The 24,744-nt window shown below is 70.3% G+C and carries 21 protein-coding genes and 1 pseudogene; 9 read left to right on the plus strand and 13 right to left on the minus strand.

Going from position 1 to position 24,744, the window contains the following annotated elements:
• Nucleotides 1-47: 47 nt before the first annotated feature.
• Nucleotides 48-464, minus strand: a complete 417-nt coding sequence (locus AB3X10_RS08150) for a rhodanese-like domain-containing protein (RefSeq protein WP_369980608.1) — start codon at nt 462-464, stop codon at nt 48-50.
• A 91-nt stretch (nt 465-555) separates the two neighbouring features.
• On the opposite strand from AB3X10_RS08150, the gene AB3X10_RS08155 reads away from it, so the two are divergent.
• Together AB3X10_RS08155 and AB3X10_RS08160 are read left to right on the plus strand one after the other, a co-directional pair.
• The gene (locus tag AB3X10_RS08155) at nt 556-1,518 is read left to right on the plus strand and encodes a helix-turn-helix domain-containing protein (protein WP_369980610.1); all 963 of its coding nucleotides are present in this window, start codon (nt 556-558) and stop codon (nt 1,516-1,518) included.
• A gap of 101 nt (nt 1,519-1,619) precedes the next feature.
• Entirely contained in the window at nt 1,620-3,449 is a 1,830-nt protein-coding gene (locus AB3X10_RS08160; protein ID WP_369980612.1) for an ABC transporter ATP-binding protein, read from the plus strand.
• 277 nt (nt 3,450-3,726) lie between these two features.
• Here the strand turns inward: AB3X10_RS08160 and AB3X10_RS08165 are convergent, their stop codons facing one another.
• On the minus strand, nt 3,727-5,544 hold the full coding sequence (locus AB3X10_RS08165; protein WP_369980614.1) for a DUF885 domain-containing protein: 1,818 nt from the start codon (nt 5,542-5,544) through the stop codon (nt 3,727-3,729).
• Between the two features lie 104 nt (nt 5,545-5,648).
• On the opposite strand from AB3X10_RS08165, the pseudogene AB3X10_RS08170 reads away from it, so the two are divergent.
• Nucleotides 5,649-6,003, plus strand: a pseudogene (locus AB3X10_RS08170) (GFA family protein).
• Nucleotides 6,004-6,248: 245 nt separating this feature from the next.
• Nucleotides 6,249-6,905 (plus strand): DUF4349 domain-containing protein, encoded by a 657-nt coding sequence (locus tag AB3X10_RS08175; RefSeq protein ID WP_369980615.1) that lies wholly within the window; start codon nt 6,249-6,251, stop codon nt 6,903-6,905.
• A gap of 131 nt (nt 6,906-7,036) precedes the next feature.
• On the opposite strand, the gene AB3X10_RS08180 is transcribed toward AB3X10_RS08175, so the two are convergent.
• From AB3X10_RS08180 to AB3X10_RS08195, 4 genes are all read right to left on the minus strand, one after another.
• The gene (locus tag AB3X10_RS08180) at nt 7,037-7,330 is read right to left on the minus strand and encodes a hypothetical protein (protein WP_179565921.1); all 294 of its coding nucleotides are present in this window, start codon (nt 7,328-7,330) and stop codon (nt 7,037-7,039) included.
• A 66-nt stretch (nt 7,331-7,396) separates the two neighbouring features.
• Nucleotides 7,397-8,851 carry a DUF2867 domain-containing protein gene (locus tag AB3X10_RS08185; RefSeq protein WP_369980617.1) on the minus strand — a complete coding sequence of 485 codons (1,455 nt, stop codon included), beginning with the start codon at nt 8,849-8,851 and terminating at the stop codon, nt 7,397-7,399.
• A 33-nt stretch (nt 8,852-8,884) separates the two neighbouring features.
• Complete coding sequence (locus tag AB3X10_RS08190; RefSeq protein WP_145707662.1) at nt 8,885-9,199, minus strand: metalloregulator ArsR/SmtB family transcription factor; 315 nt, start codon at nt 9,197-9,199, stop codon at nt 8,885-8,887.
• Between the two features lie 300 nt (nt 9,200-9,499).
• Nucleotides 9,500-10,441 (minus strand): LysR substrate-binding domain-containing protein, encoded by a 942-nt coding sequence (locus tag AB3X10_RS08195; RefSeq protein WP_369980619.1) that lies wholly within the window; start codon nt 10,439-10,441, stop codon nt 9,500-9,502.
• 202 nt (nt 10,442-10,643) lie between these two features.
• Here AB3X10_RS08195 and AB3X10_RS08200 point away from each other — a divergent pair, with 202 nt between their 5' ends.
• Together AB3X10_RS08200 and AB3X10_RS08205 are read left to right on the plus strand one after the other, a co-directional pair.
• Nucleotides 10,644-11,552 carry a DMT family transporter gene (locus AB3X10_RS08200; RefSeq protein ID WP_369980621.1) on the plus strand — a complete coding sequence of 303 codons (909 nt, stop codon included), beginning with the start codon at nt 10,644-10,646 and terminating at the stop codon, nt 11,550-11,552.
• A gap of 130 nt (nt 11,553-11,682) precedes the next feature.
• Nucleotides 11,683-12,195: a DinB family protein gene (locus AB3X10_RS08205; protein ID WP_369980622.1), complete on the plus strand. Its 513-nt coding sequence runs from the start codon at nt 11,683-11,685 to the stop codon at nt 12,193-12,195.
• 60 nt (nt 12,196-12,255) lie between these two features.
• Here AB3X10_RS08205 and AB3X10_RS08210 read toward each other — a convergent pair whose 3' ends face one another.
• Complete coding sequence (locus tag AB3X10_RS08210) at nt 12,256-13,173, minus strand: peptidylprolyl isomerase (RefSeq protein WP_369980624.1); 918 nt, start codon at nt 13,171-13,173, stop codon at nt 12,256-12,258.
• Between the two features lie 79 nt (nt 13,174-13,252).
• Nucleotides 13,253-15,025, minus strand: coding sequence for an XVIPCD domain-containing protein (locus AB3X10_RS08215; RefSeq protein WP_369980626.1), 1,773 nt, complete (start codon nt 15,023-15,025; stop codon nt 13,253-13,255).
• Between the two features lie 159 nt (nt 15,026-15,184).
• Between AB3X10_RS08215 and AB3X10_RS08220 the strand changes: the two genes are divergently transcribed.
• Together AB3X10_RS08220 and AB3X10_RS08225 are read left to right on the plus strand one after the other, a co-directional pair.
• Nucleotides 15,185-15,550 (plus strand): PadR family transcriptional regulator, encoded by a 366-nt coding sequence (locus AB3X10_RS08220; RefSeq protein ID WP_369980628.1) that lies wholly within the window; start codon nt 15,185-15,187, stop codon nt 15,548-15,550.
• Nucleotides 15,547-16,473 carry a sensor domain-containing protein gene (locus tag AB3X10_RS08225; protein WP_369980630.1) on the plus strand — a complete coding sequence of 309 codons (927 nt, stop codon included), beginning with the start codon at nt 15,547-15,549 and terminating at the stop codon, nt 16,471-16,473. Before AB3X10_RS08220 ends, AB3X10_RS08225 begins: the two co-directional genes overlap by 4 nt.
• A 39-nt stretch (nt 16,474-16,512) precedes the next feature.
• Here AB3X10_RS08225 and AB3X10_RS08230 read toward each other — a convergent pair whose 3' ends face one another.
• Entirely contained in the window at nt 16,513-17,823 is a 1,311-nt protein-coding gene (locus AB3X10_RS08230) for a polyhydroxyalkanoate depolymerase (protein WP_369980632.1), read from the minus strand.
• A 63-nt stretch (nt 17,824-17,886) separates the two neighbouring features.
• On the minus strand, nt 17,887-18,492 hold the full coding sequence (locus AB3X10_RS08235; protein WP_369980634.1) for a methyltransferase domain-containing protein: 606 nt from the start codon (nt 18,490-18,492) through the stop codon (nt 17,887-17,889).
• An 80-nt stretch (nt 18,493-18,572) separates the two neighbouring features.
• Here AB3X10_RS08235 and AB3X10_RS08240 point away from each other — a divergent pair, with 80 nt between their 5' ends.
• Nucleotides 18,573-19,028, plus strand: a complete 456-nt coding sequence (locus AB3X10_RS08240) for a CopD family protein (protein WP_369980636.1) — start codon at nt 18,573-18,575, stop codon at nt 19,026-19,028.
• A 62-nt stretch (nt 19,029-19,090) separates the two neighbouring features.
• On the opposite strand, the gene AB3X10_RS08245 is transcribed toward AB3X10_RS08240, so the two are convergent.
• The 3 genes from AB3X10_RS08245 to dnaE all read right to left on the minus strand — a co-directional run bounded on the left by AB3X10_RS08245 (nt 19,091) and on the right by dnaE (nt 24,621).
• The gene (locus AB3X10_RS08245) at nt 19,091-19,849 is read right to left on the minus strand and encodes a tetratricopeptide repeat protein (protein WP_369980638.1); all 759 of its coding nucleotides are present in this window, start codon (nt 19,847-19,849) and stop codon (nt 19,091-19,093) included.
• A 25-nt stretch (nt 19,850-19,874) separates the two neighbouring features.
• Nucleotides 19,875-20,834 (minus strand): acetyl-CoA carboxylase carboxyltransferase subunit alpha, encoded by a 960-nt coding sequence (locus AB3X10_RS08250; protein WP_369980640.1) that lies wholly within the window; start codon nt 20,832-20,834, stop codon nt 19,875-19,877.
• 196 nt (nt 20,835-21,030) lie between these two features.
• Nucleotides 21,031-24,621, minus strand: coding sequence for a DNA polymerase III subunit alpha (gene dnaE / locus AB3X10_RS08255; RefSeq protein ID WP_369980642.1), 3,591 nt, complete (start codon nt 24,619-24,621; stop codon nt 21,031-21,033).
• Between the last annotated feature and the right edge of the window lie 123 nt (nt 24,622-24,744).

The raw sequence follows: 24,744 nt of genomic DNA on the forward strand, positions 1-24,744 counted from the left end.
CCGCGCGCAGGCCGGCGGGGCGATGCCATCCGCGCCCGCACGCCGGGTCAGGCCGGCTCCGCGCCGGCAGCGCCGCGCAACAGCGCGAAGCCTTCGTCCAGCCAGCCGGTGATGCCGCCGAGCATCAGCTTCACCGGGCGTTGCAGCGTGGCCAGGCGCAGCGCCGCCTTGTCGGCGCCGTTGCAATGCGGGCCGGCGCAATACACCACGAACAGGGTGTCGGCCGGATAGGCGGACAGCTTGCCGGGCACGATCTTGGCGTGCGGCAGGTTGATCGCGCCGGGCAGGTGGCCTTGCGCGTACAGCGCCGGGGAACGGACATCGAGCAGGACGAAGCCGGCATCGCCGCCGGACACCGCCGCGTGCACGTCCCAGCAATCGGTTTCCAGCGAGCGCTTGGCGGCGAAATGGCGCAGCGCGTCGGCGCTGGAGGCGGCGGCTGTCTGCAGCACGGGATTGCGCATGGGCGTGTCCTTGGCGTGGGAGCGGCCAGTGTGCCGCCGGCGCCGCCGCGGCTACACTGGCAGGATTGCCGAACAGCGGTCATTTCCTGCCATGACGAAGACGCCGCCCCGTGTGGTCGCGCTGGCCTATCCGAACCTGTGCCTGTTCGAGTTCGGCATCGCTGCCGAACTGTTCGGCCTGCCGCGGCCGGAACTGGGCATGCCCTGGTACCGCTTCGGCGTGGCGATGACCGCGCGCAAGGTGCGCAGCGGCATCGGCGGCCTGCAGGTGGCCGCCGACGGCGGGCTGGCGCTGTTGCGCACCGCGCACACCATCGTGGTGCCGGGCTGGAGCGGGCCGGAAGTGCTGCCCGGCGCCGCACTGAAGACCGCCTTGCGCGACGCCCATGCCCGCGGCGCGCGGCTGCTGTCGATCTGCTCGGGCGCGTTCCTGCTCGGCCATTGCGGCCTGCTCGACGGGCGCAGGGCGACCACCCACTGGCGCTACGCGCAGCAGTTCCGCGACTGCTTCCCGGCCAGCACCCTGGTCGGCGATGCGCTGTACGTGGAAGACGGCCGCATCGTCACCTCGGCCGGCAGCGCCGCCGGCATCGACGCCGGCCTGCACCTGATCCGCAGCGATTTCGGCACCGCCGTGGCCAACCGGGTGGCGCAGCGCCTGGTGATGCTGCCGCACCGCGAAGGCGGGCAGCGCCAGTTCGTGGCCAGCCCGGTCGCCGCGCCGCGCCCGCATCCGTTCGACGGCGTGTTCGACTGGGCGCGGCAGCACCTGCACGCCGGCATCGGCGCCGCGGACCTGGCGCGGGCCGCGGCGATGAGCGAACGCAACTTCTATCGCCGCTTCAAGGCCGCGCTCGGCACCACCCCGGCGCAGTGGCTGCAGCAGGAGCGGGTGCGCGCGGCGAAGGCCTTGCTGGAGGAAGGGCGGCTGGCGTTGGACCGGGTCGGCGAGGCCTGCGGCTTCGACAGCCTCGACGCCTTCCGCGCCGCGTTCCGGCGCCACGTGGGGGTGGCGCCTTCGGCCTACCGCAGCGGCTTCGGGCAGGGGGCCTGACCGTCGCGAGGATGCTTGCGCCGCGGCCGCCGGCGCGTACGCACATGGCGGGGACGGCGGTATCGGCTACGCTGCGCGTCCTGAAGGATGGATGCGTTGCGATGTTCCGCTGGTTCGAGTCGCTGATTCCCGTGTTTCCCGAGATCGATCCGCGCACCCCGCCGCGCGGGGTGTGGCGCTTCTACGCGTTCTACCTGCGCCCGGTATGGCCGGTGTTCGCCGCCACGCTGGTGGCCGGGCTGCTGCTGGCGCTGGTGGAAGTGGCGATGTTCGATTTCCTGGGGCGCATCGTCGACCTGGTCGCCGAAGCGCCGGGGCCGGACTTCTTCGCGCGCCACCGCGACGAGCTGCTGTGGATGGCCGCCATCACCCTCATCGCGCGGCCGCTGCTGACCGGGCTGCACAACCTGCTGGTCAACCAGGCGATCATGCCCGGGCTCAGCAACCGCACGCGCTGGCTGATGCACAGCTACGTGGTGCGGCAGAGCCTGGGCTTCTTCCAGAACGACTTCGCCGGGCGCATCGCCAACCGGGTCATGCAGACCGGCACCTCGCTGCGCGAATCGGCGGTGCAGATGGTCGATGCGCTGTGGTACATCCTGGTCTACACCGGCACCGCGCTGTACCTGTTCGCGCAGGCCGACGCGCGGCTGATGGTGCCGCTGCTGGTCTGGCTGGTCGCCTACACGGCGCTGATGGCGTACTTCGTGCCGCGCATGCAGCAGCGCGCGTGGATCGCCTCCGAAGCGCGTTCCAAGGCGATGGGCCGCATCGTCGACGGCTACACCAACATCGCCACGCTGAAGCTGTTCGCGCACGCCAGGCGCGAGGAAGCCTACGTGCGCGAGTCGATCCAGGAACTGGCGGTCAAGCACCGCGGGCAGACCCGCATGACCACCGCCATGGATTTCTCGATCGCGGCGTTGAACGGCTTCCTGATCGTCGGCACCTGCGCGCTGGCGATGTGGCTGTGGAGCCAGGGCCGGATCAGCGTCGGCGCGATCACCCTGGCCACCGGGCTGGTGATCCGCATCCACAACATGTCCGGCTGGATCATGTGGGTGGTCAACGGCATCTTCGAGGACATCGGCACGGTGCAGGACGGCATGGAGAGCGTGGCCCAGCCGATCCAGGTGCAGGACCGCGCCGATGCGCAGGTGTTGCAGGTGACGCGCGGCGAAGTGCGCTTCGAGCACATCCACTTCCACTACGGCAAGCGCGGCGGGGTCATCGCCGGGCTCGACCTGCAGGTGCGCCCGGGCGAGAAGATCGGCCTGGTGGGGCCGTCGGGCGCCGGCAAGTCGACCCTGGTCAACGTGCTGCTGCGGCTGTACGACCTGGAGAGCGGGCGCATCCTGATCGACGGCCAGGACATCGCCGCGGTGACCCAGGAAAGCCTGCGCGGGCAGATCGGCCTGGTCACCCAGGACACCTCGCTGCTGCATCGCTCGATCCGCGACAACCTGCTGTACGGCCGTCCCGACGCCACCGAGGCGCAGCTGCTGGCGGCGGTGCGCAAGGCGCGCGCCGACGGCTTCATCGACGCGCTGCGCGACGGCGAAGGCCGCAGCGGCTACGAAGCGCATGTGGGCGAGCGCGGGGTCAAGCTGTCCGGCGGCCAGCGCCAGCGCATCGCCATCGCCCGGGTGCTGCTGAAGGACGCGCCGATCCTGGTGCTGGACGAAGCCACCTCGGCGCTGGATTCGGAAGTGGAGGCGGCGATCCAGGACAGCCTGGACGAACTGATGGCGGGCAAGACGGTGATCGCGATCGCGCACCGGCTGTCGACCATCGCGCGCATGGACCGGCTGGTGGTGATGGACCAGGGCGTCATCGTCGAAACCGGCACCCACGCCGAACTGGTCGCGCGCGGCGGCCTGTACGCGCGGCTGTGGGCGCGGCAGACGGGCGGATTCGTCGGAGCGCGCTAGCGCGCGGCGTCAGCGCATTCGCGCTGTCGCCCCCACAGTTTGCTGCGCAAACCGTGGGCCCCAGCTCACGAGCGGCGTTACCGCATTCGCGCTAACGCCCCCACAGTTTGCTACGCAAACCGTGGGCCCCAGCTCATCATCTTCCAGATCCCCCGCGCCTGTCGGCGCGCCCCCCTTGACTCAAGGGGGGCTGTTCTCCAGATGGATCGGGGGAAGGCATCAGGTGCGAAGAACCGCTTCTACGAATCCCCAATCCCGACTCCCGAATCCCGGCGTCTCACTGGATCGGCTCGTCCAGCATCAGTTCGCGCACGAACCGTACCGGCGGCGCGCCGTAGGACAGCACCTGGTCGTGGTAGGCCTTCAGGTCGAACTTGTCGCCGAGCTTGGCCTGCATCGCCTTGCGCAGGTCCAGGTGTTCCTGCACGCCGACGAAGTAGGTCGGCAGCTGCGCCGAGGTCAGCTGCGCGCGCACCCACTTGCCTTCGGCCTCGCTCTGCTGCTGGAAGGTGTCGTGCACCATCAGCTGCATCGCCTGCTCCTTGCTCCAGTTGTCCACGTGCACGCCCTGGTCGAGCAGGGCGTTGGCGAGGGTGCGCAGGTAGAACTTCAGCTGCACCAGGTGGAACAGCGGATCGTTGTCCAGGTAGCCCTGCTCCTGCATCATCCGCTCGGTGTACACCGCCCAGCCCTCGGCGAACACGCCCGAGCGCAGCACGCCGCGCAGCGTGGAGGGGAACTTGGCCGAGTGCCAGCCTTCCACGTAGTGGCCGGGCACGCCTTCGTGGATGCTCAGCAGGTGGATCATGCGGCCGTTGTATTCGCGCAGGAACGATTCGGCCTGCTGCGCGCTCCAATCGTCGGGAATCGGCGACACCGCGTAGAAGGTCTTCAGGTTCTTGTCCAGCGGGCCGGGCGAATCGCAGTAGGCCACCGCCACGCCGCGCTGGAATTCGGGCATCAGGATGATGTCCACCGGCGCGTCCGGCAGGGTCAGCAGGTTCTTGCTGCGGACGAACGCGGTGGAGGACGCCAGCGACGCCTTGGCGTCCTCGACCACCTTGTCGCGCGCCGGGTGCTGCGCGTACGCCAGTTCCAGCGCCGCCTCGATCGCGGCCTGCTGTTGCGCCTCGCTCGGCGCATCGGCCAGCGCCGGCGCGTTCGGCGCGTCCTTCAGCACGGTGCGGGCGATGCCGTACATCTCCTCGCGCACGCGCTTGAGCTCAGCCTCGGCGCGCTGCTTTATCTCGGCGCGCGACAGCGAGGAATTCAGCGCGAACTTCAGTTTCTGGTCGTACTTCTCCGCGCCGATGCGGAAGTCGCCCTTGGCGTTGGGCACCAGGGTCTTGTCCAGCCAGGTCTGCTGCTCGGCCACCGCCTGCTTCAGCCCGTCGATCGCCGCCTGCAGGCGCTGCGCGTCGGCGTCCGGCAGTTCCTTGACGTGCGGGACGATGAAGGTGTCGACGATGCTGAGGATGCCCTGGTTCTGCTTGGCCACGGTCTGCGCGTTGATCAGCGGCACCCGCGCCGGGTCCAGGTTCGCGCGCGCCTGCGCGAACAGCGCCGGGATCTTCTCCATGCGCGCGGTGGCGGACTTCAGCCGCTCCGGCAGCGGCGCGAATTCGCGCGCCATCAGCCCGTAGATCGCGCCGCCGGCCAGGCCGTTGTAGACCTGCGGATCCCAGGCCCAGCCCTGCGACACTTCGCTGCTCCAGATGTCCGACTGCAACTGGTTGCGCAGGATCGCCGCATCCACCTGGTTCTCGCGCGAGAGCTTGGCCACCTGCAGCTTGTCCAGGTCGGCCAGCAGCTGCTTGCTCGCGTCCAGGCTCTTCTGCCGGCCGGCGGCGCTGAGGTCGTCCAGCTCGCTGTCGTAGCGGTGGTCGCCGGTCTGGGTGGCGCCGACCGGGGACAGCTGCATCCAGGTGTCGACGGCGCGCTTGGACAGCGCGGCGAAGGCGGCGTCGGCGGCCGGGTCGGCGGCATCGGCGGCCGCGCCGGAGGTGGCGGCGGACGCCGGCGTCGGCGCGTCGGCGGGCTTCTGGCAGCCGGCGAGGGCGGCGAGCAGGGCGGCAGCGAGCAGGTGCTTGCGCATCGGGGTTCCTGTGGTGGGTCGATCGCCAAGCATAGGCGGCCGCCGCGGCGCGCGCACCTGCCGTTGGATTACCCTTGTGCCTCTTCTTGGTCGGGAGCGCAGGGATGAACTACACGGGCAGTTGCCATTGCGGGCGCATCGCATTCGAACGGGAGACCGGGGCGCCGATCGTCGAGGTCTACGACTGCAACTGCTCCACGTGCCGCCGCCGCGGCGGGCTGCGGTGGCGCGGCGCGCGCGCGGCGCCGGCGCTGCGCAGCGCGCCGGAGGCGCTGGGCGGCTACCGCTTCAATCGCCAGCACATCGCGCACCATCATCGTCCGGAATGCGGCATCGCCCCGTTCGGCGGAGGCACCCATTCCGGGACCGGCGAGGCGACGGTGGCGGCCAACGTGCGCTGCCTGCCGCAGCTGGACCTGCGCGCTGCAGGTGCACACGGTGGACGGAGCGAGCCTGTGAGGGCGCGCTCGCGGTACTGGTGGCTACCTGCCATGTTGTGGGAGCGACTTCAGTCGCGACGGGCCTTCCCGGTACAGCCCGCCGCGACTGAAGTCGCTCCCACAAGAAGCAGCATCGGCATCGTCTGTACGCCCTTGGTGCTGATGCTGGCGCTAGCCGCCTGCTCCAAACACAGCGCCGAAAGCGCGGCCGAAGCGCCTGCCGCCGCGCCAGCCGCTGCACCGGCCACGGATGGCCGCGCGGCAATGCTGGCCTACGAGCACGAGGTGGAGGTGCAGCTGCCGGCGGCGCAGATCGAGGCGCGGCTCAGGCAGGCCCAGGACAGCTGCCTGAGCGGACGCTTCGGCGCCTGCAGCGTGTTGTCGCTGCAGCAGCGCGGCGGCGAGTCTCCGCAGGCCACGCTGAGCGTGCGCATCGTGCCCGCCGGGGTGGAGCCGATGATCGCGCAGGCCGGCAACGGCGGCGACATCGGCAGCCGCAGCACCCATGCCGAGGATCTGGCGCAGGCGGTGCAGGACAACGCCGCGCTGCAGCAGCGCCTGCAGGCCGAGCAGCGCCGCCTGCAGGAATTCCAGCAGCGGCGCGACCTCAGCGTCGCCGACATGATCAGCCTGTCGGCCAAGCTGGCCGAACTCGATACGCAGTTGCTGTCTGCCAGCCAGGAGGCGGCGCAGCAGCGCCGGCGCATCGAGACGCAGCGGCTGACCCTGCAGTTCGCCGCGCTCGATGGCGAACGCAGCCGCAGCGAGATCGGCCAGGCGTTCGCCGACATGGGGTCGATCTTCGCGGCCGCCACCGCCTGGGCGATGCGCGCGATCGCGGCACTGACGCCGTTCCTGCTGCTCGGCGGCGTGCTCTGGTGGCTGGTCGCCTGGCTGCGCCGGCGCCGCAGGCGCGTTTGAGCAGTGTTCCCTGCAGGAGCGACGTCAGTCGCGACAGGCTATACCGGTAATGCCCGTCGCGGCTGAAGCCGCTCCTGCAGTTCTTCGGCAGCCGAGAGAGGAAAGCCCTCGGCAGCCGCGAGAGAAGGGCGTCAGCCCTCGTCCTGCTCGAATTCCACGATCACTTCCAGGTCGAAGGCCAGCGCCTCCACCGCCTCGCGCACCTTCTGCGCGGTGGCGAGGTTGCCGGCCTCGATCTCCACCTCGTGGGTGCCGGGGCCCTGGTCGTCGGGCAGTCCGGCGGAGCTGGAATCGTCGTCGTCCATATGGCTCATCAGGTCGTCGATTTCCTCGACGTGCTCGATGCCTTCCAGGCTGCCGAGCAGGTTGATGATCGCGCGGGCGTCGTCTTCGCTGCCGGTGATGCGGATACGGAGCAGGGGCATGAGCCTTCCTCTGTGTAGGGGAAGGCAAGGCTAGGCAGATGCCGGCTAAGGCGAAGTGATGACGCTTCAGCGCGACCGCGGTGCCGCGCCGCCGAGCGCGGCCTGGTCCAGCGCGGCTTCGTCCAGGACCGGCGCCAGCAGCGCCTCGGCCGCCGCGCGCAACATCGCCGGGGCGATGTAGTGGCGGTGGGCGCGCGCGATCAGCGCCATGTACAGGCGGCCGAACCAGTTGCGGCAGGCCACGCGCGTGTCCAGGCTGAGTTCGACGCTGCCGTCCTCGGCGACGTCCACGCCCACGCAGCTGCGGAACACCAGATGGCGGTCGTCGGCGCCGAGCAGCACCTGCGCGCGCCGGTCGTGCGCGGCGTGCGCGTGGCCCAGCACCGGGAAGCGCCCGGCGAACAGGCGATCGCGTTGCGGCGACAGCAGCGAGGACACCGGGCAACCCAGCGGCGAGGTGCGCAGCCGCAGCGGCGCGACCAGCACGTTGCGGATCCGCATCAGCCAGGTCACGCCCAGCGGCGGGCGCTGCATGAAGCCTTCCAGCAACGCCACCAGCAGCGCATGCGCGCCGCGTTGGCGCAGCTGATGCGCCTGCAGCCGCAGGCGCACGCTGTCCTGGTGATCGTGCGCCGGCAGTTCGCGCCACAGCAGCGAGCCGGGCACCGGCTGCGGCCGCGCGCGCACCGCCGCCAGCCGCGGCGCCAGGGCGACGAAGCCGAGCGGATGGCGCCACTTGCCCAGCGCCTGGCGCAGGCGCCCGCTGCGCGCGCGCAGGTCCGCGCACCAGGCCAGCCGCCGGCTGCCGGGCGAGGCGGACAGCGACAGGCGCACGGTCGGTACCTGCATGGCCTGCGCCTGCGGCGAGGCCAGCAGCGCGGTCACCGCCTCGGGCAGCAGTTCGGTCAACGTGGCGATGTCGGCGCTGCCGCTCAGCACCTGCTCGCGCACCTCGGCGCTGAGCTCGCCGCCGGCTTCGTCGCTGTGGCAGGACAGGGCGAAGAACGCCGGATGCGCCGCGTGCGCGCGCAGCGGCGCGAACTGGTGCCAGGTACCGCCGCCGAAGCGCACGGTGAACAGGCAGTCGGCGGGCAGGTCGACATGGCGCAGTGCGGCCAGGAAATGCTGCGGATCCTGTTCGATCTGCGCCATCGATGCGGTGCAGAAGCGCAACTGCGCGCCGCCGCTGCCGGTGATCGCGGTGAACATGCGGTGCCCGGCGTGGCGATGGAAGGGATGGCCGTTGGCGCCGACCGCGAAGGAGAACAGCGCGGTCGACTCGCCATTGGCGAAATCGGTGCCGGCCAGGCGCGCCGACGGTTCGTCCAGCGCATCGTGGAAATTCGGATGCGCGCGCTGGCGCACGCAGGCCTGCGCGATCAACGGATCGCCGGCACCGGCGCCGAGCTGCGCGATCAGCGTCACTTCCACCGGCAGGCCGCCGCTGTACGAGGCCAGGCGCACGGAGGGAAAGCCGGCCTGGCCGGCGGCGGTTTCGCGGAGCGGGGCGCTGCTGGACATCGGCGGATTCCTTTTGGCCGTTGCGGGAAGGGGTCAGGCGTTCTTCTTCGCCAGCTTGCGCGCCTCGCGCTTGAGCGGGCCGGCGGTGGGGCAGACCTCGAAGGCGAAGCCGCTGAGCGTGTTGACCAGGTTGTCGGGGGTCAGCCGGTACACCACGAACTGGCCGCGGCGCTCGCTCGACACCAGGCCGGCCGCTTCCAGCACCGACAGGTGCCGCGAGATCGCCGGCGCGCTCATCGCGAAGCGCTGCCCGATCTGCCCGGCGGTGAGCTCCTGCGCCGACAGGTAGGCGAGGATCTCGCGGCGCGGGCGCGAGGCAAGGGCTTCGAAGACGCGGTCGATGGACATCAGGGGTTAGATAATTAACGAATTAGCTAATTAATGACGCGTTGCTGGGCGCGTGTCAAGTGCCGAGCCGCCGCGGTCCCGATCCGGGCATGGCGTTCGGGCAACGCGCTTGCAGGAGCGGCTTCAGCCGCGACAGACACGCTCCGTAGAGCGACAGGCACGTAAAGCGGCAGGCGCTGTCCGTGGAACCTGTCGCGGCTGAAGCCGCTCCTGCAAAAGCGCGCGGCCAGATGGGAAAACCACTTCGCCGTTGACGGCAGCCCCAGCGGTTCGCCAAAAGCGCGCGGCCAGGCGGGAAACCTAACTCGCCCTCGGCGGCAGCCCCAGCAGCTCCGCCGGCAGCGCCGGCATCGGCGTGCGTTCGTCCAGGGCCTCGCGCTTGAGCCAGTCGATGAACTGGCTGGCCGCCGGGCTGGGCAGGCGGTGGCCGGGATGCACGATGTAGTAGGAATAGCGCGCCTTCAGCGCGGGCCCAGGCAGGCGCACCAGCTCGTAGCGTTGCAGGTACGGCTGTGCGATGTGCTTGCGCGCCAGCACCGCGCCGACCCCGTACACCGCCGCGCGCATCGCATCGGTGCTGTCGTTGAAGGTGTGCATCGGCGGCAGCTCCACGCCGCGCACCGCGGCCGCGCGGAACCAGTCGCGCCAGCCCTGCGGCGACATGTCGGTGAGCAGCGGCAACTGCGCGATCTGCTCGGGGCGGCGCAGCGTGGCCAGCTGCGGCAGCGCCGGCGAGGCGACCGGGAACAGTTCGTCGTCCATCAGGTGGTGCGAGGTCAGCCCCGGCCAGGCGCCCTGGCCGTAGCGGATGCCCAGCTCCGGCCCGCCCTCCTCGAAGCGCGAGAACGCCGCGTCGGTCTGGATGTCCAGGCGCACGTGCGGATGCGCCTGGCAGAAGCGCGGCAGCCGCGGCAGCAGCCAGCAGTAGGACAGCGAGCGCAGCGTGGTGATGCGCAGCGGCGCGGTGTCGGCCTGCGGGTGCAGGTTGCCGGCCACCGCGGCGATATCGGCCAGGGCCGCGCTGGCCGCGTCGGCCAGTTGCCGGCCCTCGGCGGTGAGCTTGACCCCGCGCGCATGGCGCTGGAACAGCGTCGCGCCGAGCAGCGCCTCCAGCTTGCGCACATGGTGGCTGACCGCGCTGGCGGTGAGGTGCAGTTCCTCCGCGGCATGGGCGAAGTTCTGGTGGCGCGCCGCGGCGGCGAACACGCCGAGCGCGGGCAGCAGGGCAGGGCGCAGTTGCATCGTAGACACGCGGCAGATTTGTGGCTCGCGACGATACTACGCGCTTGTGGGCGTTGCGGTGTGGCGCGATCCTGGCAGCCATGCACACGACGCGCGGCCGGGGTGGCGCGCACAGGGGCGCGTTCACGGCCTGCGCGGCGGCCGCGGCCAGGCGCCGGCAGCAGCGATGGCGACCGAGACGATGAACACAGGAGACAGCACCGTGAACGCAGTCAACCCCGCGTCGGACGATCCGGCCAGCGGCCTTCCGGCGCCGCTGGCGCGCGACTGGCGCACCCCGCTGGAGTTGGCGTTCCTGGGCGTCGTCTGGGGCTGCTCGTTCCTGTTCATGCGCGTGGCGGCGCCGCAGTTCGGCACCTATGCGCTGGTGGAACTGCGCCTGGCGCTGGGGACCGCGGTGCTGCTGCCGTTCCTGTGGCTGGCGCGCGCGCGTTTCCCGCTGCGGCGCTGGCCGACGCTGGCGGCGATCGGGGTGCTGAATTCCGCGTTGCCGTTCCTGCTGTTCGCCTGGGGCGCGCAACATGCGCCGGCGGCGATCGGCGCGATCTGCAACGCGATGACGGTGCTGTTCACCGCCTTGATCGCGTTTCTGTTCTTCGGCGAGAAGATCGGCACGCGGCGCGCGCTCGCGCTGCTGGTCGGCTTCGTCGGCGTGCTGGTGCTGGCCACCGGCAAGTCGGCCGGGCTGAGCGTGGGGCCGGCCGCGTTCGCCGGCGCCACCGCCTCGCTGCTGTACGGCATCGGCTACAACCTGGTGAAGCGGCACATGGGCGACTTGCCGCCTGCCGCCGCGGCGGCCTCCACCCTGGGCTGCAGCGCGCTGCTGCTGGCGCCGCTGGCGTGGACGCACTGGCCGGCCGCGCCGGTGCCGGCACGCGCCTGGGCCTGCGCCGGCGCGCTGGGCGTGCTCTGCACCGGCCTGGCCTTCCTGATGTATTACCGGCTGATCCAGCGCATCGGCCCGGCGCGGGCGTCGACGGTGACCTACCTGATCCCGGTGTTCGGCGCGCTGCTGGCCTGGTCGATCCTGGGCGAGCCGCTGACCTGGAGCATGCTGCTGGCCGGTGCGCTGATCCTGGGCAGCGTCGCCTTCAGCCAGCGCGCGCGCTAGGCGTGTCGATCGGTCCATCGAGAGCCGCACCCGTGCATGTGGCAGGCATGCGCGCGGATGGGACACACTTGTTCACACCCGGGCGACGCGCTCCGTCCGGGAATCGACCACACGGTCTAGAGGACCAGCAATGACGTGTTCCCTGCTCGCATCGCAGTTCGCCTTCAAGGCCTGGGCCAACGCCGAACTGCTGCAGGCGCTGGCGCGGATCGATGCGGCGGCGTATCCGGCGCAACGGCAGCGCGCGATCCGGCTGTTGAACCATACCTACGTGGTGGACCGGATCTTCGCCGCGCACCTGGACGGCGCCACGCATGCGTTCGCCGCCAGCAACACGCCGGAGACGCCGGCGCTGGAGGCATTGCACGCGGCCGTCGTCCAGTCCGACCAGTGGTATGCCGGCTACATCGCCCGGCTCGATCCGACCGCACTGCAGCAGTCGCTGGCGTTCCGCTTCACCGACGGCGATGCCGGCCGCATGACCCGCGAGGAAATGCTGTTCCACGTGCTCGCGCACGGCGCCTACCACCGCGGCAACATCGGCATGCTGCTGAGCGAATGCGCGGTGGAGCAGCCGCGCGAACTGTTCACCCGCTTCCTGCACGTGCGCGAACCCGAGCGCCGCGGCGCGGCGCCGGCCTAGGCGCCTGGCGCAGCGCCGACGCAGTGCACGACGCCGCCTGCCGGCGAACGCGACGGCGCACTACTGCGGCGGCGTGCGCACCGGCAGCGGCACGTTGCACAGGTCGATGTGCCCGGCCGGGCGCTTGTAGAAATCGTCCCGGCGGTTGCGCCGCGCTTCGGCCACGTCGCGGAATGCCTGCGTATCGGTGCGCAGCAGTTGCAGCGGGGTGCGCTCGGCCTCGGGCAGGTCGCTGGCGAGCTTGATCGCCCGGATCGGGGTGCGCTGTTCGGGCTTGGCGTAGAAGCCCATCGGGTCCGGCCCGCGCGGGATCACGCTGAGCAGTTCCATGCCCTTGACCACGCGCCCGACCACGGTGATGTTGCGGTCCAGCTGCCGCGGCGATTGCCCGGTGACCACGTACAGTTCGGCGCCGATGCTGCTGTCCTCGTCGTTGTTGCGGCCGGCGCCGAGGGTGCCGTAGCAGTGCGCCAGCCACGCCTTGCCGTCCTTGGGATCGCGCGCGGCCGGGAAGCCGTCGACGAAGCCCACCTGCGGCGCCCAGCCGTCGCGGTCGGGCAGCGCCTGGAACGCCAGGCCCTTGGCCTCGCGCTGGAACTCGGCGGGCAGGTGCCGCTTGGCCGACCCCAGCGACTTGGCCTTGCCCGGCTCCTCGCCGTCGGGGTCGCCGAACTGCACCACGAAGTTGTCCTGCGAGCGGTAGATGCTCAGGCCGTCCCAGAAGTGCTCGTGGGCCAGGGTGCGGATGTTGCCGACGTGCTCCGGCGCGAACGCCGGCGCCAGTTCGATGACCACGCGGCCGGTGTCCAGCTCCAGGTACAGCGTGTTGGCCGGGTCCAGCGTGCGCCAGTCGCCGGGCTTGGACGCGTCCAGGATCTGCTGCGGGCTGCGATACGGCGTGGCCGTCGGCGGCGCCGCCAGTGCGGCGGCGGCGGACAGCGACAGCGCGAGGGCGAGCAGGGTGGGGCGCAAGGGCATGGCGGCAGCCTGGAGGACGGTAGCCGATTCTTACCCAGTCGCCGGCGGCTGCCAATGCCGCCGCCGTGGCGCGCCATGCTCAGCGCGACGGCGCGCGCTGCTGCAGGTCCTGCTGTTCGTCCTGCGCCGCGGCCGCGGCGGGCTGCGGAGTCGTGCGCAAGGCATCGAGCTGGCGCACGCTGTCCTGCAGGGGGATGGCCGAGGCGACCTGCGCGTCCACGTAGGCGGTGCGCTTGTCGGCGGACATCGGGTCGCCCTGCACGGCGAACACGCGGCCGGCGTCGTTGCGCAGCACATGGTCGACCTGGGTCAGGCCTTCGCGCTTGGCGGACAGCAGCAACTGGGTCGCCAGTTGCGGATCGGCCGGCTTGAGCCTGGCGTCGATCGCGCACTGCAGCGCATGGTCGGGATGGGCCGGGTCGCGCGGATCGGACGGGGCGCCCGCAGGCGTGGCCGGCGTGGCGGCGACCGGGCCGGGGGTTGCCCCGTCGATGCCGGCGTCGATGCGGGTCAGTGCGCCGCTCAGTTCGCCACCGGCGTCGGCGGCGACGGTGAACAGGCGTTCGCTCAGGCCGTACGGCGAATTGCCGAGATTGCGCGCAAGCCCGATCGCGAAGTCCTGGTTGCTGGCAGCGGCATAGGCGTCGGCCTGGTCGCGCTCGGACGGGCGCGCCCGCGCCGCCTGCGCGTACTGCTGGCGCAGTGCGCCCATCTGCGCCTCGGAGAAGTTCAGGGTCACGTCCTGGCCGGCGACGATGGGGCCGTCCGCGGTGGCCTTGCCGGACAGCGCGGCGTTGAGCAGTTGCGCCTGATTGGCGTCGACCTTGCCGAAGCCGAGCTGGTAGCGGCGCGCCTCGACGTGTTCGCTGCCGGTGGCATCGAACTGGCGGGTCAGGGTGAGCGGCACGTTGTCGGCGTACTGCAGCTTGCTGGTGACGGTGCTGCTGCCGTCGGCCTGCGTGGCACGTACGGTCTCGCCGCTGTTGCGCTGCCCGGCCAGGTCCAGGCTCAGCGGCCCCAGGCCGAGTTTGGCGCGGGTCTGCGAGCTGGTGCTGAGGGTGTCGATCCGCTGCACGTCGCTGACCCCGGGTGCCGCCTGCGCCGGCAACTGGCCGTTGCCGAGGAAGTCGCGGTAGGCGGCCTGCGCCTGCGGGTCGCGCAGGTCGAAGGTCACGGTGTGCATGCCGGCCTGGCCAAGCGCGTCCTGGCGGCCGAGCATGGCCTGCGCCACGGGCGTCTTCAGCCCGATCATGTCCAGGCGTTCGATCGCCGCGGTCGGTCCTGTCGCCACCCGCACGTGGTCGGGGTCCAGGCGCTGCGCCGTGTAGCTCATGCCCGCCGCGTCGGTCTGTTCGCTGCTGCCGGCGAAGCTGCGGAACGAGGTCTCCAGCGAGGTGCGGACGAAGGCCTGGCCGTCGAGCCTGACGCTGCCGCCGACCGGGATGCTGAGTGGATCGAACGGATCGACGGCGCGCGCGGCCTCGGCCGACGCGTCGCCGGGCAGGGTGACGTTGTAGCGCGCGCGCTCGCCGAGCTGGGTCGTGCTGCCGAGGCTCGCGGCATTGCGGCCGCCGATGGCGGCATCGAGCTGGTGGCCCTGGCGGAATTCCATCTCCAGGCCGAACTCGGTTTTGCCGTCGGCGTTGCGCCGGCTGGCGCCCACGCTCCGGGTGGAGATGAGCTGGTGCTCGAACGGCCCGCTGCGTCCCAGCGAGTGGGACTGCGTGTGCTCCACGCTGGCGCTGCCGTCGGCCGGGTTCCATTTCAACGGACCGGCGCTGCCGCTGCTGGCAGCACTGGCGAAGGTGGGGTCGTTGGCCTTGGCGGCGGCGTCGGGCGTCGTCGAGCTCATGCATTCCTCCTGGAGAGCGCCTGCCGGCGCGAGCGGCGTGGAGGATAGCCAGGCCGATGTTGCCGATGCGTCAGGCTTTCGTTGGGTGGCATGACTAGCGGCACATTCGCTATACCTAACTAAGCACTAGTGTGCATTACAACCTAGTGGGAGCCAGCCATGGTCGAGCCGGATGCGCAGCTGAAGAAGTTCCAGAAGGAGCTGAGCGCGGGCACCGTGTCGCTCGCGCTGCTGGCGGTGCTGGCCGAGGCCGGCGAGCCCCTGTACGGCTACCTGATCGCCAAGCGCCTGGAAAAAGTCGGCGAGGGCGTGCTCAGCGGCAAGCAGAGCGCGCTGTATCCGGTGCTGCGCAACCTGGAGGCGGCCGGGCTGCTGTCCAGCCACGTCGAGCCGTCGGTGGCCGGGCCGCCACGGCGCTACTACCGCATCACCGACCCCGGCCGCGCCACCTTGCAGCAATGGGCCGCGGCCTGGCGCGCCACCCGCGATTCCGTCGATTCCGTCCTGAAGGGGATTTCAGAATGAGCAGCGAACAACTCTCGGCGCGGCCGTTGCCGGCCACCATTCCCGACTACCTGGCGCAGCTGCGCGCGGCGCTGGCCGGCGCCGATCCGGCGCTGGTCCAGGATGCGCTGTACGACGCGGAGGAGTACCTGCGCGCCGAGCTGGCCGAGCAGGCCGGCAAGAGCGAGGCCGAGGTCATCGCCGAAGTCGCCGGCAGCTACGGCGCGCCGGAAGAGGTGGCGGCGATCTACCGCGACACCGAGGTCACGGTGAACCGCGCGTTGAAGCCGCCGGCGCCGCCGAAGCGCAAGTCGCTGCTCGGCCGCTTCTTCGGCGTGGCCGCCGATCCGCGCGCCTACGGCGCCCTGTTCTACATGCTGCTGGCGCTGGTCACCGGCATCTTCTACTTCACCTGGGTGGTGACCGGGGTCAGCGTCTCGCTGGGCATGCTGGTGCTGATCATCGGCGTGCCGTTGCTGGTGCTGTTCTTCGGTTCGGTGCGGCTGCTGTCGCTGCTGGAAGGGCGCATCGTCGAGGTCTTGCTGGGCGAGCGCATGCCGCGGCGGCCGCTGTACAGTCCGCGCGAACAGCCGTGGCTGCGGCGCATCGGGCAGATGTTCACCGACGCGCGCACCTGGACCACGATGCTGTACTTCGTGCTGATGCTGCCGCTGGGGGTCTGCTACTTCACCGTCTTCGTCACCCTGCTGGCCACGGGCCTGGGGCTGACCGCGGCGCCGCTGGGCCTGCTGTTTCCGGACGACATCCACGTGGGGCTTGCGTTCGGCGACGTCAGCTTCGCCGATCCCGGCCTGTGGCTGCTGCCGCTGGTGAGCGCGCTGGGCATCGTGCTGCTGTTCGCCACGCTGCACCTGGCGCGTGGTATCGGCAAGCTGCACGGCATGCTGGCCAAGCACCTGCTGGTGCACAGCGCGGCGCAGTGACGGTGTCGCCCGCGGCCGGCGGCCGCGGGCGCAGGCGCGTCAGCCAGCCTTGCGGCTGCCGCGGCGCTTGAGCGGGGTGACGTTGCCGCCCGGCGCCTGCGCGGTGGCGGCGGCGTTGGCGGCGATGAACGCGCGCACCTGCGGATAGACGATGTCGCGCCAGCGGCGGCCGCTGAAGATGCCGTAGTGGCCGGCGCCTTCCACTTCCAGGTGCTGGCGGCGGTGCGCGGCGATGCCGGTGCACAGGTCCTGCGCGGCCGCGGTCTGGCCCAGCCCGGAGATGTCGTCCAGCTCGCCTTCGATGCTGAGCAGCGCGGTGTCGCGGATCGCCGCCGGATCCACGCGCTCGCCGCCGATCACCCATTCGCCGCGCGGCAGCAGGAATTCCTGGAACACCACCCGGATCGTATCCAGGTAGTAGGTCGCCGGCATGTCCAGCACCGCGTTGTATTCGTCGTAGAAACGGCGGTGCGCCTCGGCGTCCTGCAGGTCGCCCTTGACCAGGTTGGCGTAGAAATCCCAGTGCGACATGAAGTGCCGGCTGGGGTTCATCGCCAGGAACCCGGTGTGCTGCAGGAAGCCCGGATACACCGCGCGGCCATGGCCAGGATACGTCTGCGGCACGGTGTGGATGACGTTGTGCTCGAACCAGGACAGCGGGTTGCGCGTGGCCAGGTTGTTGACCTGGGTGGGGCTGCGGCGCGCGTCGATCGGCCCGCCCATCATCACCAGCGAGCGCGGCGTGGTCTCGCCGCGCCCGGCCATCAGCGACACCGCGGCCAGCACCGGCACGGTCGGCTGGCACACGCTGATCACGTGCAGCTTGTCGGCGCCGATGTGGCGGATGAAGTCCTGCACGTAGTTGACGTAGTCGTCCAGGCCGAAGTCGCCGTCGCTCTGCGGCACCATGCGCGCGTCGATCCAGTCGGTGACGTAGACCTTGTGGTCGCGCAGCAGGGTACGCACGGTATCGCGCAGCAGGGTGGCGTGGTGGCCGGACAGCGGCGCCACCACCAGCACGGCCGGCTGCTGCTTGAGACCGGCCACGACCTTGGCGTCGTCGCTGAAGCGCTTGAAGCGCAGCAGGCGGCAGAACGGCTTGCGCAGCACTTCCTGCTCGACGATCGGCAGCGGGTGGCCGTCGACCTCGACATGGTCCAGCGCCCAGGCCGGCTTCTCGTAGTCCTTGCCGAGCCGGTGCAGCAGTTCGTTGCTGGCGGCCAGGCGCTCGGCGCCGGGCAGCGTGGCCCACAGGCTATTGGCGTCGGAGAAGATCTTGGCGTTGGCCGCGGCCTGGTGGACCCAGGGAGCGAGCAGGTTGCGGGTCAGTTCGTGCCACTGGTAGAGCATGCCGGTGTTTCCATCCTGAGCGTATGCTGCCGTGCAGCATATCCTATCCGGGGTGGTTGCACCTTAATGGGGCACCAGACCAATCGTTTCCAGCGCCGCCGCATCCCCCGCCAGCGCTGGCGACAGCCAGCAATGACTGCCGACCGGGCGCAGCCCCAGCGCACCAAACTGGCGCCGGTACCAGCGCGCCGCACGCGGCTGGAAGCCGGCGTGGTCGCCGTCGAATTCGTCCTCGGCGGCGAAGGTCTCCAGGAACGCGACCCCGCCGCACAGCTCGGCCAGGCCCGGCAGGCCCTGGCGCAGTTCGCGGCTGGGCACGTAGTGCAGCACGTCCGAACAGACCAGCAGGTCCACCGGCGCGCACGGCCGCAGCCAGGCGAAATCGCCGAAGCACGCCGGGCGCAGGTTGCGATGGCGGCCGTAGCGCGCCACCGCGTAGTCGCTGCTGTCGAAGCCCAGGTAGCTGAGTTTCGGCCGCAGCTTCAGCAGCGGCGCGCGCCAGGCGCCTTCGCCGCAGCCGATGTCGAGCACGCTGCGCACCGGCCGTTCCAGGTAGTACTCGGCCTGGGCGACGGCGAGCGCGACCTTGCGCGCCAGGCGCGCGGCATCGCCGATGCCGTCGCGGCGGTACCAGCGTTGGAAATAGTCGGCGTCGTACTGTTTGTCCATGCGGGCTTGGTGATCCGTGCGGGCGCGAGGCGAATCGGCGAAAATGGCGTGACATCCTACGCCAGCGACCCGGAGCCAGCATGCAACTCTATCTGTGGATCAAGTCCCTGCACCTGCTGTTCGTGGTCGCATGGATGGCGGCGGTGTTCTACCTGCCGCGGATCCTGGTCAACATCGCCGAGAGCGCGGGGCAGCCGGAGGTGCAGGCGCGGCTGGCGCTGATGGGGCGGCGCCTGTACCGCTTCGGCCACATGATGTTCGGCCTGGCGCTGCTGCTGGGGCTGACCCTGTGGCTGGGCTACAAGGTGCTGCCCGACTTCCCGACCATGGTCGCGCCCGGCCACAGCGGCTGGCTGCACGCCAAGCTGGGGCTGGTGGCGCTGATGCTGGCGTACTACATCTTCAGCGGGCGCTGGCTCAAGGGCGTGGCGCAGGCGCGCGCGCTGCCGTCCTCGCGCGCGCTGCGCCTGTTCAACGAACTGCCGGTGCTGGCGTTGCTGGTGGTGATCTGGTTGGTGCTGGCGAAGCCGTTTTGAGCGGGGATTGGGGATTCGGGATTGGGGATTCGAAAATCCTGGTGCCGATTCTTTCCGGGCCGTTAGGCATTGCGGTTGTCCAGTTGCTTTAGTTCGCTGCGGGCCAGGTCGATCCACTGGCGCTGGTCGCGCTGGTAGTAGCGCGGGGCCAGGCTGGAGCGCTTCAGCACTTCGTTGAACAGTTCGCGGGCGCGCTGCGGTTGTCCGGCGCGCTGCAACAGTTGCGCATAGCGCACGCGCGCTTCTTCGCCGGGGTAGTCGTCGGCGAGCGCGGCGTATTCCTCCAGCGCCGCGTCGGTCTCGCCCAGCGCCTCGGTGGCGCGCGCGTAGAGCAGGTGGCCGTCGTGCGAGCGGAACTGCGGGTTGGCGGCGATCAGCCGGTCCAGGGTGGCTTTCACCGCGGCCGGCTGGTCCAGGCCGAACTGCGCCTTGGCCAGTCCCAGCAGCAGCCCCGGGTCGTCGCGATGGATGCCGCGCAGGCCGCTCTCGAACACCTCGGCGGCCTGCACGTATTCGCCATTGCCCAGGTGCACCTCGGCCAGTTGCCGGCGGTTGTCCACGGTGTCGGCCAGTTCCAGGCGGTTGCCGGCGGTGCGCTTGTCGCGGTTCGGGTCGAGCGTGGCGCCGACCTTGCGCAGGTGGCGGCGCGCGCGCGGATCGTTGCGCCATTCCGGCAGCACCTCGGCGATCACGTAGATCAGGATCCCCAGATACGAAAAGATCAGCAGGATGAAGATCCAGTACAGCGGGCGGCCGCTGCGCACCACGTGCACGCAGCAGGCCAGCTGCAGGGCCAGCGACAGCAGGACGATGGGGTTCATGGACAACGCTTCCGTGTCGTTGCGATCAGGCCGCTTCGTACGCCCCGTAGCCGCGCAAGCGCTCGTAGCGCTTCTGCAGCAGTTGCTCGATCGGCAGCTGTTCCAGTGCGTCCAGTTCGTTGAGCAGCACCGCCTTCAGGCGCCTGGCCATCTGCGTGGGATTGCGGTGCGCGCCGCCGATCGGCTCGCGCACGACCTTGTCGACCAGGCCCAGCGCGGACAGGCGCTTGGCGGTCAGGCCCAGCTGTTCGGCCGCGTCCTTGGCCTTGGCCGCGTCCTTCCACAGGATCGAGGCGCAGCCTTCCGGCGAGATCACCGAGTAGGTGCCGTATTCCAGCATCAGGGTGCGGTCGCCGACGCCGATCGCCAGCGCGCCGCCGGAGCCGCCTTCGCCGATCACGGTGCAGATCACCGGCACCTTCAGTTCGGCCATCTCCAGCAGGTTGCGCGCGATCGCCTCGCTCTGGCCGCGCTCTTCGGCGCCGATGCCGGGATAGGCGCCGGGAGTGTCGATGAAGGTCAGCAGCGGCAGCTTGAAGCGCTCGGCCAGCTTCATCAGCCGCAGCGCCTTGCGGTAGCCCTCCGGGCGCGGCATGCCGAAGTTGCGCGCGACCTTGCTCTTGGTGTCGCGACCCTTCTGGTGGCCGATGATGACCACCGGGCGCCCGTCGATGCGGCCGAGGCCGCCGACGATGGCCTTGTCGTCGGCGAAGGCGCGGTCGCCGGCCAGCTCCTGGAACTCGTCGCAGAACACGTCGATGTAGTCCAGCGTGTACGGGCGCTGCGGGTGCCGCGCCAGCTGCGAGATCTGCCACGACGACAGGTCGCGGAAGATCTGCGCGGTGCGCACCCGCAGCTTGTCCTGCAGCGCGCGCACCTCGGTGTCGACGTTGACCGCCGGGCCGGTGCTGGCATTGCGCAGTTCCTGGATCTTGGCTTCCAGATCGGCGATGGGTTGCTCGAAGTCGAGGTAGTTCGGATTCATTGGACGCCGTCGTGAACGTAAGGAGGGGAGTTTAGCCGAAGCGACGCCGGTCACCCGTACGGGGCCGTGCGGTTTGGGGGCCGGGATTGGGGATTCGGGATTGGGGATTCGTAGGAGCGGGAGCCGCGCTGTCCGCAGCAGCAGGGGTTGCCCGGCTTTTTCGAATCCCGAATCCCGAATCCCCAATCCCGGCCGCTCAAGCCCACGGCGGGCTGTACTTCACCTTCACCGCGCGCACGCCCGGATCGGCGCGCAGGGTGTCCAGCAGCTGCGGGTCCACGCGTACCGCGTGGCTGCCGTTGAGGTCGAGCATGCCGGCCACCGCGCCTTGTTCGGACTGCAGCAGCAGGTCCAGGCGCAGGGGGGTCTTGCCGGGGCGGTGGCGCGCCAGCAGTGCGTCGATGCGCGGCCAGGTGCTGCGCTGGCGCAGGTCCAGGCGCAGCGACAGGCGCTGCGCGTGGTGGGTGCAGATCTGTTCGTAGTCCCAGCACTGGCGGATGCGCATCGCATAGCCGCCGTTGAATTCGTCCTCGCGCACGCCGCCCTTGACGATCAGGATGCGGTCGCGGGTGAGCAGGTGGCCGAACTCGGCGATGGCGTCGGTGAACGCGCTGCACTCGACCCGGCCGCGGCCGTCCTCGAGCTGCACGAACACCTGGCTGTCGCCCTTGCGGCGCACGCCGACCACCTGGCCGGCGAGGATCGCGCTGGTTTCCGGGCGCCAGGCGCGTTTCTCGCCGTCGCCGCCGCCGCCGCGCCCGCCGCCGGATTGCGCGCAGATCTTCTCCAGCGCGCTCAGGTCGCAGCCGACCAGCTCCCGCACTTCCTCGCGGTACGGGTCGAACGGATGGCCGCTGAGGTAGAAGCCCAGCGTCTCGCGCTCGCCGGTGAGCAGCTGGCCCAGCGGCCATTCCTTGCTTTCCGACAGTTCCAGGTGCAGTGCCGGCGCGCTGGTGTCTGCGCCGCCGAACAGCGAGTTCTGCCCGGAGGCGCGCTCGCGCGCCATCTGCTCGGTGGCCTTCATCACCTCCGGCAGCTGCAGCATCAGCGTGGCGCGGTTGCTGCCCAGCCCGTCCATCGCGCCGGCGTTGATCAGCGCTTCCAGGGTGCGCTTGTTGAGCTTGGCCGATTCCACGCGCGTGCAGAAATCCAGCAGCGACGTGTATTCGCCGCCGCGCTCGCGCTCGGCCACGATCGCCTCGCAGGCGCCGCGGCCCACGCCCTTGATCGCGCCCAGGCCGTACTGGATGGTGTCCGGGGTGGCCGCGGCGAACATGTAGGCCGAGGCGTTGAGCCGCGGCGGCAGCACGGTCAGGCCGAGGTTGCGCACCTCGTCGAGGAAACCGACCACCTTGTCGGTGTTGTCCATGTCCGAGGACAGCGTCGCGGCCATGAACTCGGCCGGGTAGTGCCGCTTCAGCCACGCGGTCTGGTAGCTGACCAGCGCGTAGGCGGCGGCGTGCGACTTGTTGAAGCCGTAGCCGGCGAACTTCTCCATCAGGTCGAAGATTTCGTCGGCCTTGGCCTCGCCGACGCCGCCCTTGGCCGCGCCCTCGCGGAAGATCTCGCGGTGCTTGGCCATCTCCGCCGGCACCTTCTTGCCCATCGCGCGGCGCAGCAGGTCGGCGCCGCCCAGCGAGTAGGCGCCGACGATCTGCGCCATCTGCATCACCTGCTCCTGGTACACCATGATGCCGTAGGTGTCCTTCAGGATCGCTTCGGTGCGCGGATCGGGGTAGATGATCTCCTGCTGGCCGTGCTTGCGCGCGTTGAAGTCCGGGATCAGGTCCATCGGGCCGGGGCGGTACAGCGACACCAGCGCGATCAGGTCCTCGAAGCGGTCGGGCTTGGCGTCCTTGAGCAGCCGGCGCATGCCCGAGGATTCGAACTGGAACACCGCGCCGGTGTTGCCCGAGGCGAAGATGCCCTTGTAGGTCGGCGCGTCGTCGAGCGGGATCGCGGTGATGTCCACCGGCGGGATGCCGGCGCGCGCATGGCGCACGTTGATCGCCTTTACCGCCCAGTCGATGATGGTCAGCGTGCGCAGGCCGAGGAAGTCGAACTTGACCAGGCCGACCTGCTCGACGTCGTCCTTGTCGAACTGGGTGACCGGGTTCTTGCCCAGGTTGTCGACGTCGTGTTCGGCGAACAACGGGCAGAAGTCGGACAGCGGCGTCGGCGCGATCACCACGCCGCCGGCATGCTTGCCGGCGTTGCGGGTCAGGTCCTCCAGCTGCCGCGCCAGGTCCATCAGGTCGCGGACGTCGTCCTCGCTCTGGTAGCGCTGGATCAGCTCCGGCGAGGCCATCTCGCTGTCCTTGCCTTCGCCCATCGCGTCCTTCAGCGTGATGCCGAGGATGTTGGGGATCAGCTTGGCCACGCCGTCGACCAGGCCGTACGGGAAGCCGAGCACGCGCCCGCAGTCGCGCACCACCGCCTTGGCCGCCATGGTGCCGTAGGTGATGATCTGGCTGACCCGGTCGCGCCCGTACTTGCGCGCCACGTAGTCGATCACCTCGTCGCGGCGGTCCATGCAGAAGTCGATGTCGAAGTCGGGCATCGACACGCGTTCGGGATTGAGGAAGCGCTCGAACAGCAGGTTGTACGGCAGCGGGTCCAGGTCGGTGATCTGCAGCGCCCACGCCACCAGCGAGCCGGCGCCGGAGCCGCGGCCCGGGCCGATCGGGATGCCCTGGTTCTTGCCCCACTGGATGAAGTCGGCCACGATCAGGAAGTAGCCGGGGAAGCCCATCTTGATGATGGTGTCCAGCTCGAACTCGAGCCGGTCGACGTAGTCCTGGCGGGTCTTGCCCGGCGCCAGCGGGTTCTTCTCCAGGCGCGCGGCCAGGCCGTCGCGCGACTGGCTGCGGATCCAGCTGTCCAGCGTCTCGTTGTCCGGCACCGGGTAGGCGGGCAGGAAGTAGGTGCCCAGCTGCATCTCGATGTTGCAGCGCTGCGCCAGCGCCAGCGTGTTGTCGATGGCGTCGGGAATGTCGGCGAACAGCGCGGCCATTTCCTCCGACGACTTCAGGTACTGCTGGTCGCTGTAGTCGCGCGGGCGCTTGGGATCGTCGAGCACGCGGCCGGAGGAAATGCACACCCGCGCCTCGTGCGCGGCGAAGTCGCTGGCGTACAGGAAGCGCACGTCGTTGCTGGCCACCACCGGCAGCCCGCGCGTGCCGGCGGCGTGCAGCGCGAACTGGTTGAACGCCTCCTCGCCGTCGCGGCCGGTGCGGGTCAGTTCCAGGTGCAGGCCGTCGCCGAAGATGCGCTGCCAGTCGGCCAGCTGCTGCTCGGCCAGGTCGTGGCGGCCTTCGCTGGCCAGGCGCCCGGCCAGGCTGTCGCGCCCGGCCAGCGCGAACAGGTTGTCGCTGCCGCTCTGCAGCCACTCCGGGCGGATCGCCACGCCGCCTTCGTTGCGGTGGCCCTCCAGCCAGGCGCGGGTCAGCAGCCGCGACAGGCTCAGGTAGCCGTCGCGGTTGCGGCACAGCACGGTGAGCCGCCACGGCGTCTCCCCGGCGCTGTCGGCGATCAGCAGGTCGGCGCCGGCGATCGGCTTGATGCCCACGCCTTCGGCGGCCTTGTAGAACTTGACCAGCGCGAACAGGTTGTTCAGGTCGGTGACCGCGAGCGCGGGCAACTCCAGTTCGACCGCGCGGCTGAGCAGGTTGGCCTGTTTGGCTTTCTTCGGGTCGGCCTGATCCGGTTTCTCGGGCACGCGGATGGTCGAATCCGCCAGCGAGAACTCGGTGTGGACGTGCAGATGGGCGAAGCGGGAAGTGGACATGCGGAACCAGAATGATGCCCAGGCAGGTTAGCGGCGGGGGCGGGGCCGGGCAAGGCTTGACAGGGCCGGCGCCGCGCTCGCGGCCCGGTCCGGCCGAGCCGGGCGGGACGCAGCGTTCAGCCA

It is taken from the genome of Xanthomonas sp. DAR 80977 (genome assembly GCF_041240605.1).
GTDB classification, from domain to species: domain Bacteria; phylum Pseudomonadota; class Gammaproteobacteria; order Xanthomonadales; family Xanthomonadaceae; genus Xanthomonas_A; species Xanthomonas_A bundabergensis.

Coding starts and splice junctions, on each gene's coding strand:
- AB3X10_RS08205 (WP_369980622.1), top strand. CDS start 11,683: ATGACGTGTTCCCTGCTCGCATCGCAGTTCGCCTTCAAGGCCTGGGCC.
- AB3X10_RS08165 (WP_369980614.1), bottom strand. CDS start 5,544: ATGCGCAAGCACCTGCTCGCTGCCGCCCTGCTCGCCGCCCTCGCCGGC.
- AB3X10_RS08150 (WP_369980608.1), bottom strand. CDS start 464: ATGCGCAATCCCGTGCTGCAGACAGCCGCCGCCTCCAGCGCCGACGCG.
- AB3X10_RS08240 (WP_369980636.1), top strand. CDS start 18,573: ATGCAACTCTATCTGTGGATCAAGTCCCTGCACCTGCTGTTCGTGGTC.
- AB3X10_RS08155 (WP_369980610.1), top strand. CDS start 556: ATGACGAAGACGCCGCCCCGTGTGGTCGCGCTGGCCTATCCGAACCTG.
- AB3X10_RS08175 (WP_369980615.1), top strand. CDS start 6,249: ATGCTGGCCTACGAGCACGAGGTGGAGGTGCAGCTGCCGGCGGCGCAG.
- AB3X10_RS08185 (WP_369980617.1), bottom strand. CDS start 8,851: ATGTCCAGCAGCGCCCCGCTCCGCGAAACCGCCGCCGGCCAGGCCGGC.
- dnaE (WP_369980642.1), bottom strand. CDS start 24,621: ATGTCCACTTCCCGCTTCGCCCATCTGCACGTCCACACCGAGTTCTCG.
- AB3X10_RS08250 (WP_369980640.1), bottom strand. CDS start 20,834: ATGAATCCGAACTACCTCGACTTCGAGCAACCCATCGCCGATCTGGAA.
- AB3X10_RS08230 (WP_369980632.1), bottom strand. CDS start 17,823: ATGCTCTACCAGTGGCACGAACTGACCCGCAACCTGCTCGCTCCCTGG.
- AB3X10_RS08245 (WP_369980638.1), bottom strand. CDS start 19,849: ATGAACCCCATCGTCCTGCTGTCGCTGGCCCTGCAGCTGGCCTGCTGC.
- AB3X10_RS08215 (WP_369980626.1), bottom strand. CDS start 15,025: ATGAGCTCGACGACGCCCGACGCCGCCGCCAAGGCCAACGACCCCACC.
- AB3X10_RS08220 (WP_369980628.1), top strand. CDS start 15,185: ATGGTCGAGCCGGATGCGCAGCTGAAGAAGTTCCAGAAGGAGCTGAGC.
- AB3X10_RS08195 (WP_369980619.1), bottom strand. CDS start 10,441: ATGCAACTGCGCCCTGCCCTGCTGCCCGCGCTCGGCGTGTTCGCCGCC.
- AB3X10_RS08180 (WP_179565921.1), bottom strand. CDS start 7,330: ATGCCCCTGCTCCGTATCCGCATCACCGGCAGCGAAGACGACGCCCGC.
- AB3X10_RS08235 (WP_369980634.1), bottom strand. CDS start 18,492: ATGGACAAACAGTACGACGCCGACTATTTCCAACGCTGGTACCGCCGC.
- AB3X10_RS08225 (WP_369980630.1), top strand. CDS start 15,547: ATGAGCAGCGAACAACTCTCGGCGCGGCCGTTGCCGGCCACCATTCCC.
- AB3X10_RS08190 (WP_145707662.1), bottom strand. CDS start 9,199: ATGTCCATCGACCGCGTCTTCGAAGCCCTTGCCTCGCGCCCGCGCCGC.
- AB3X10_RS08160 (WP_369980612.1), top strand. CDS start 1,620: ATGTTCCGCTGGTTCGAGTCGCTGATTCCCGTGTTTCCCGAGATCGAT.
- AB3X10_RS08210 (WP_369980624.1), bottom strand. CDS start 13,173: ATGCCCTTGCGCCCCACCCTGCTCGCCCTCGCGCTGTCGCTGTCCGCC.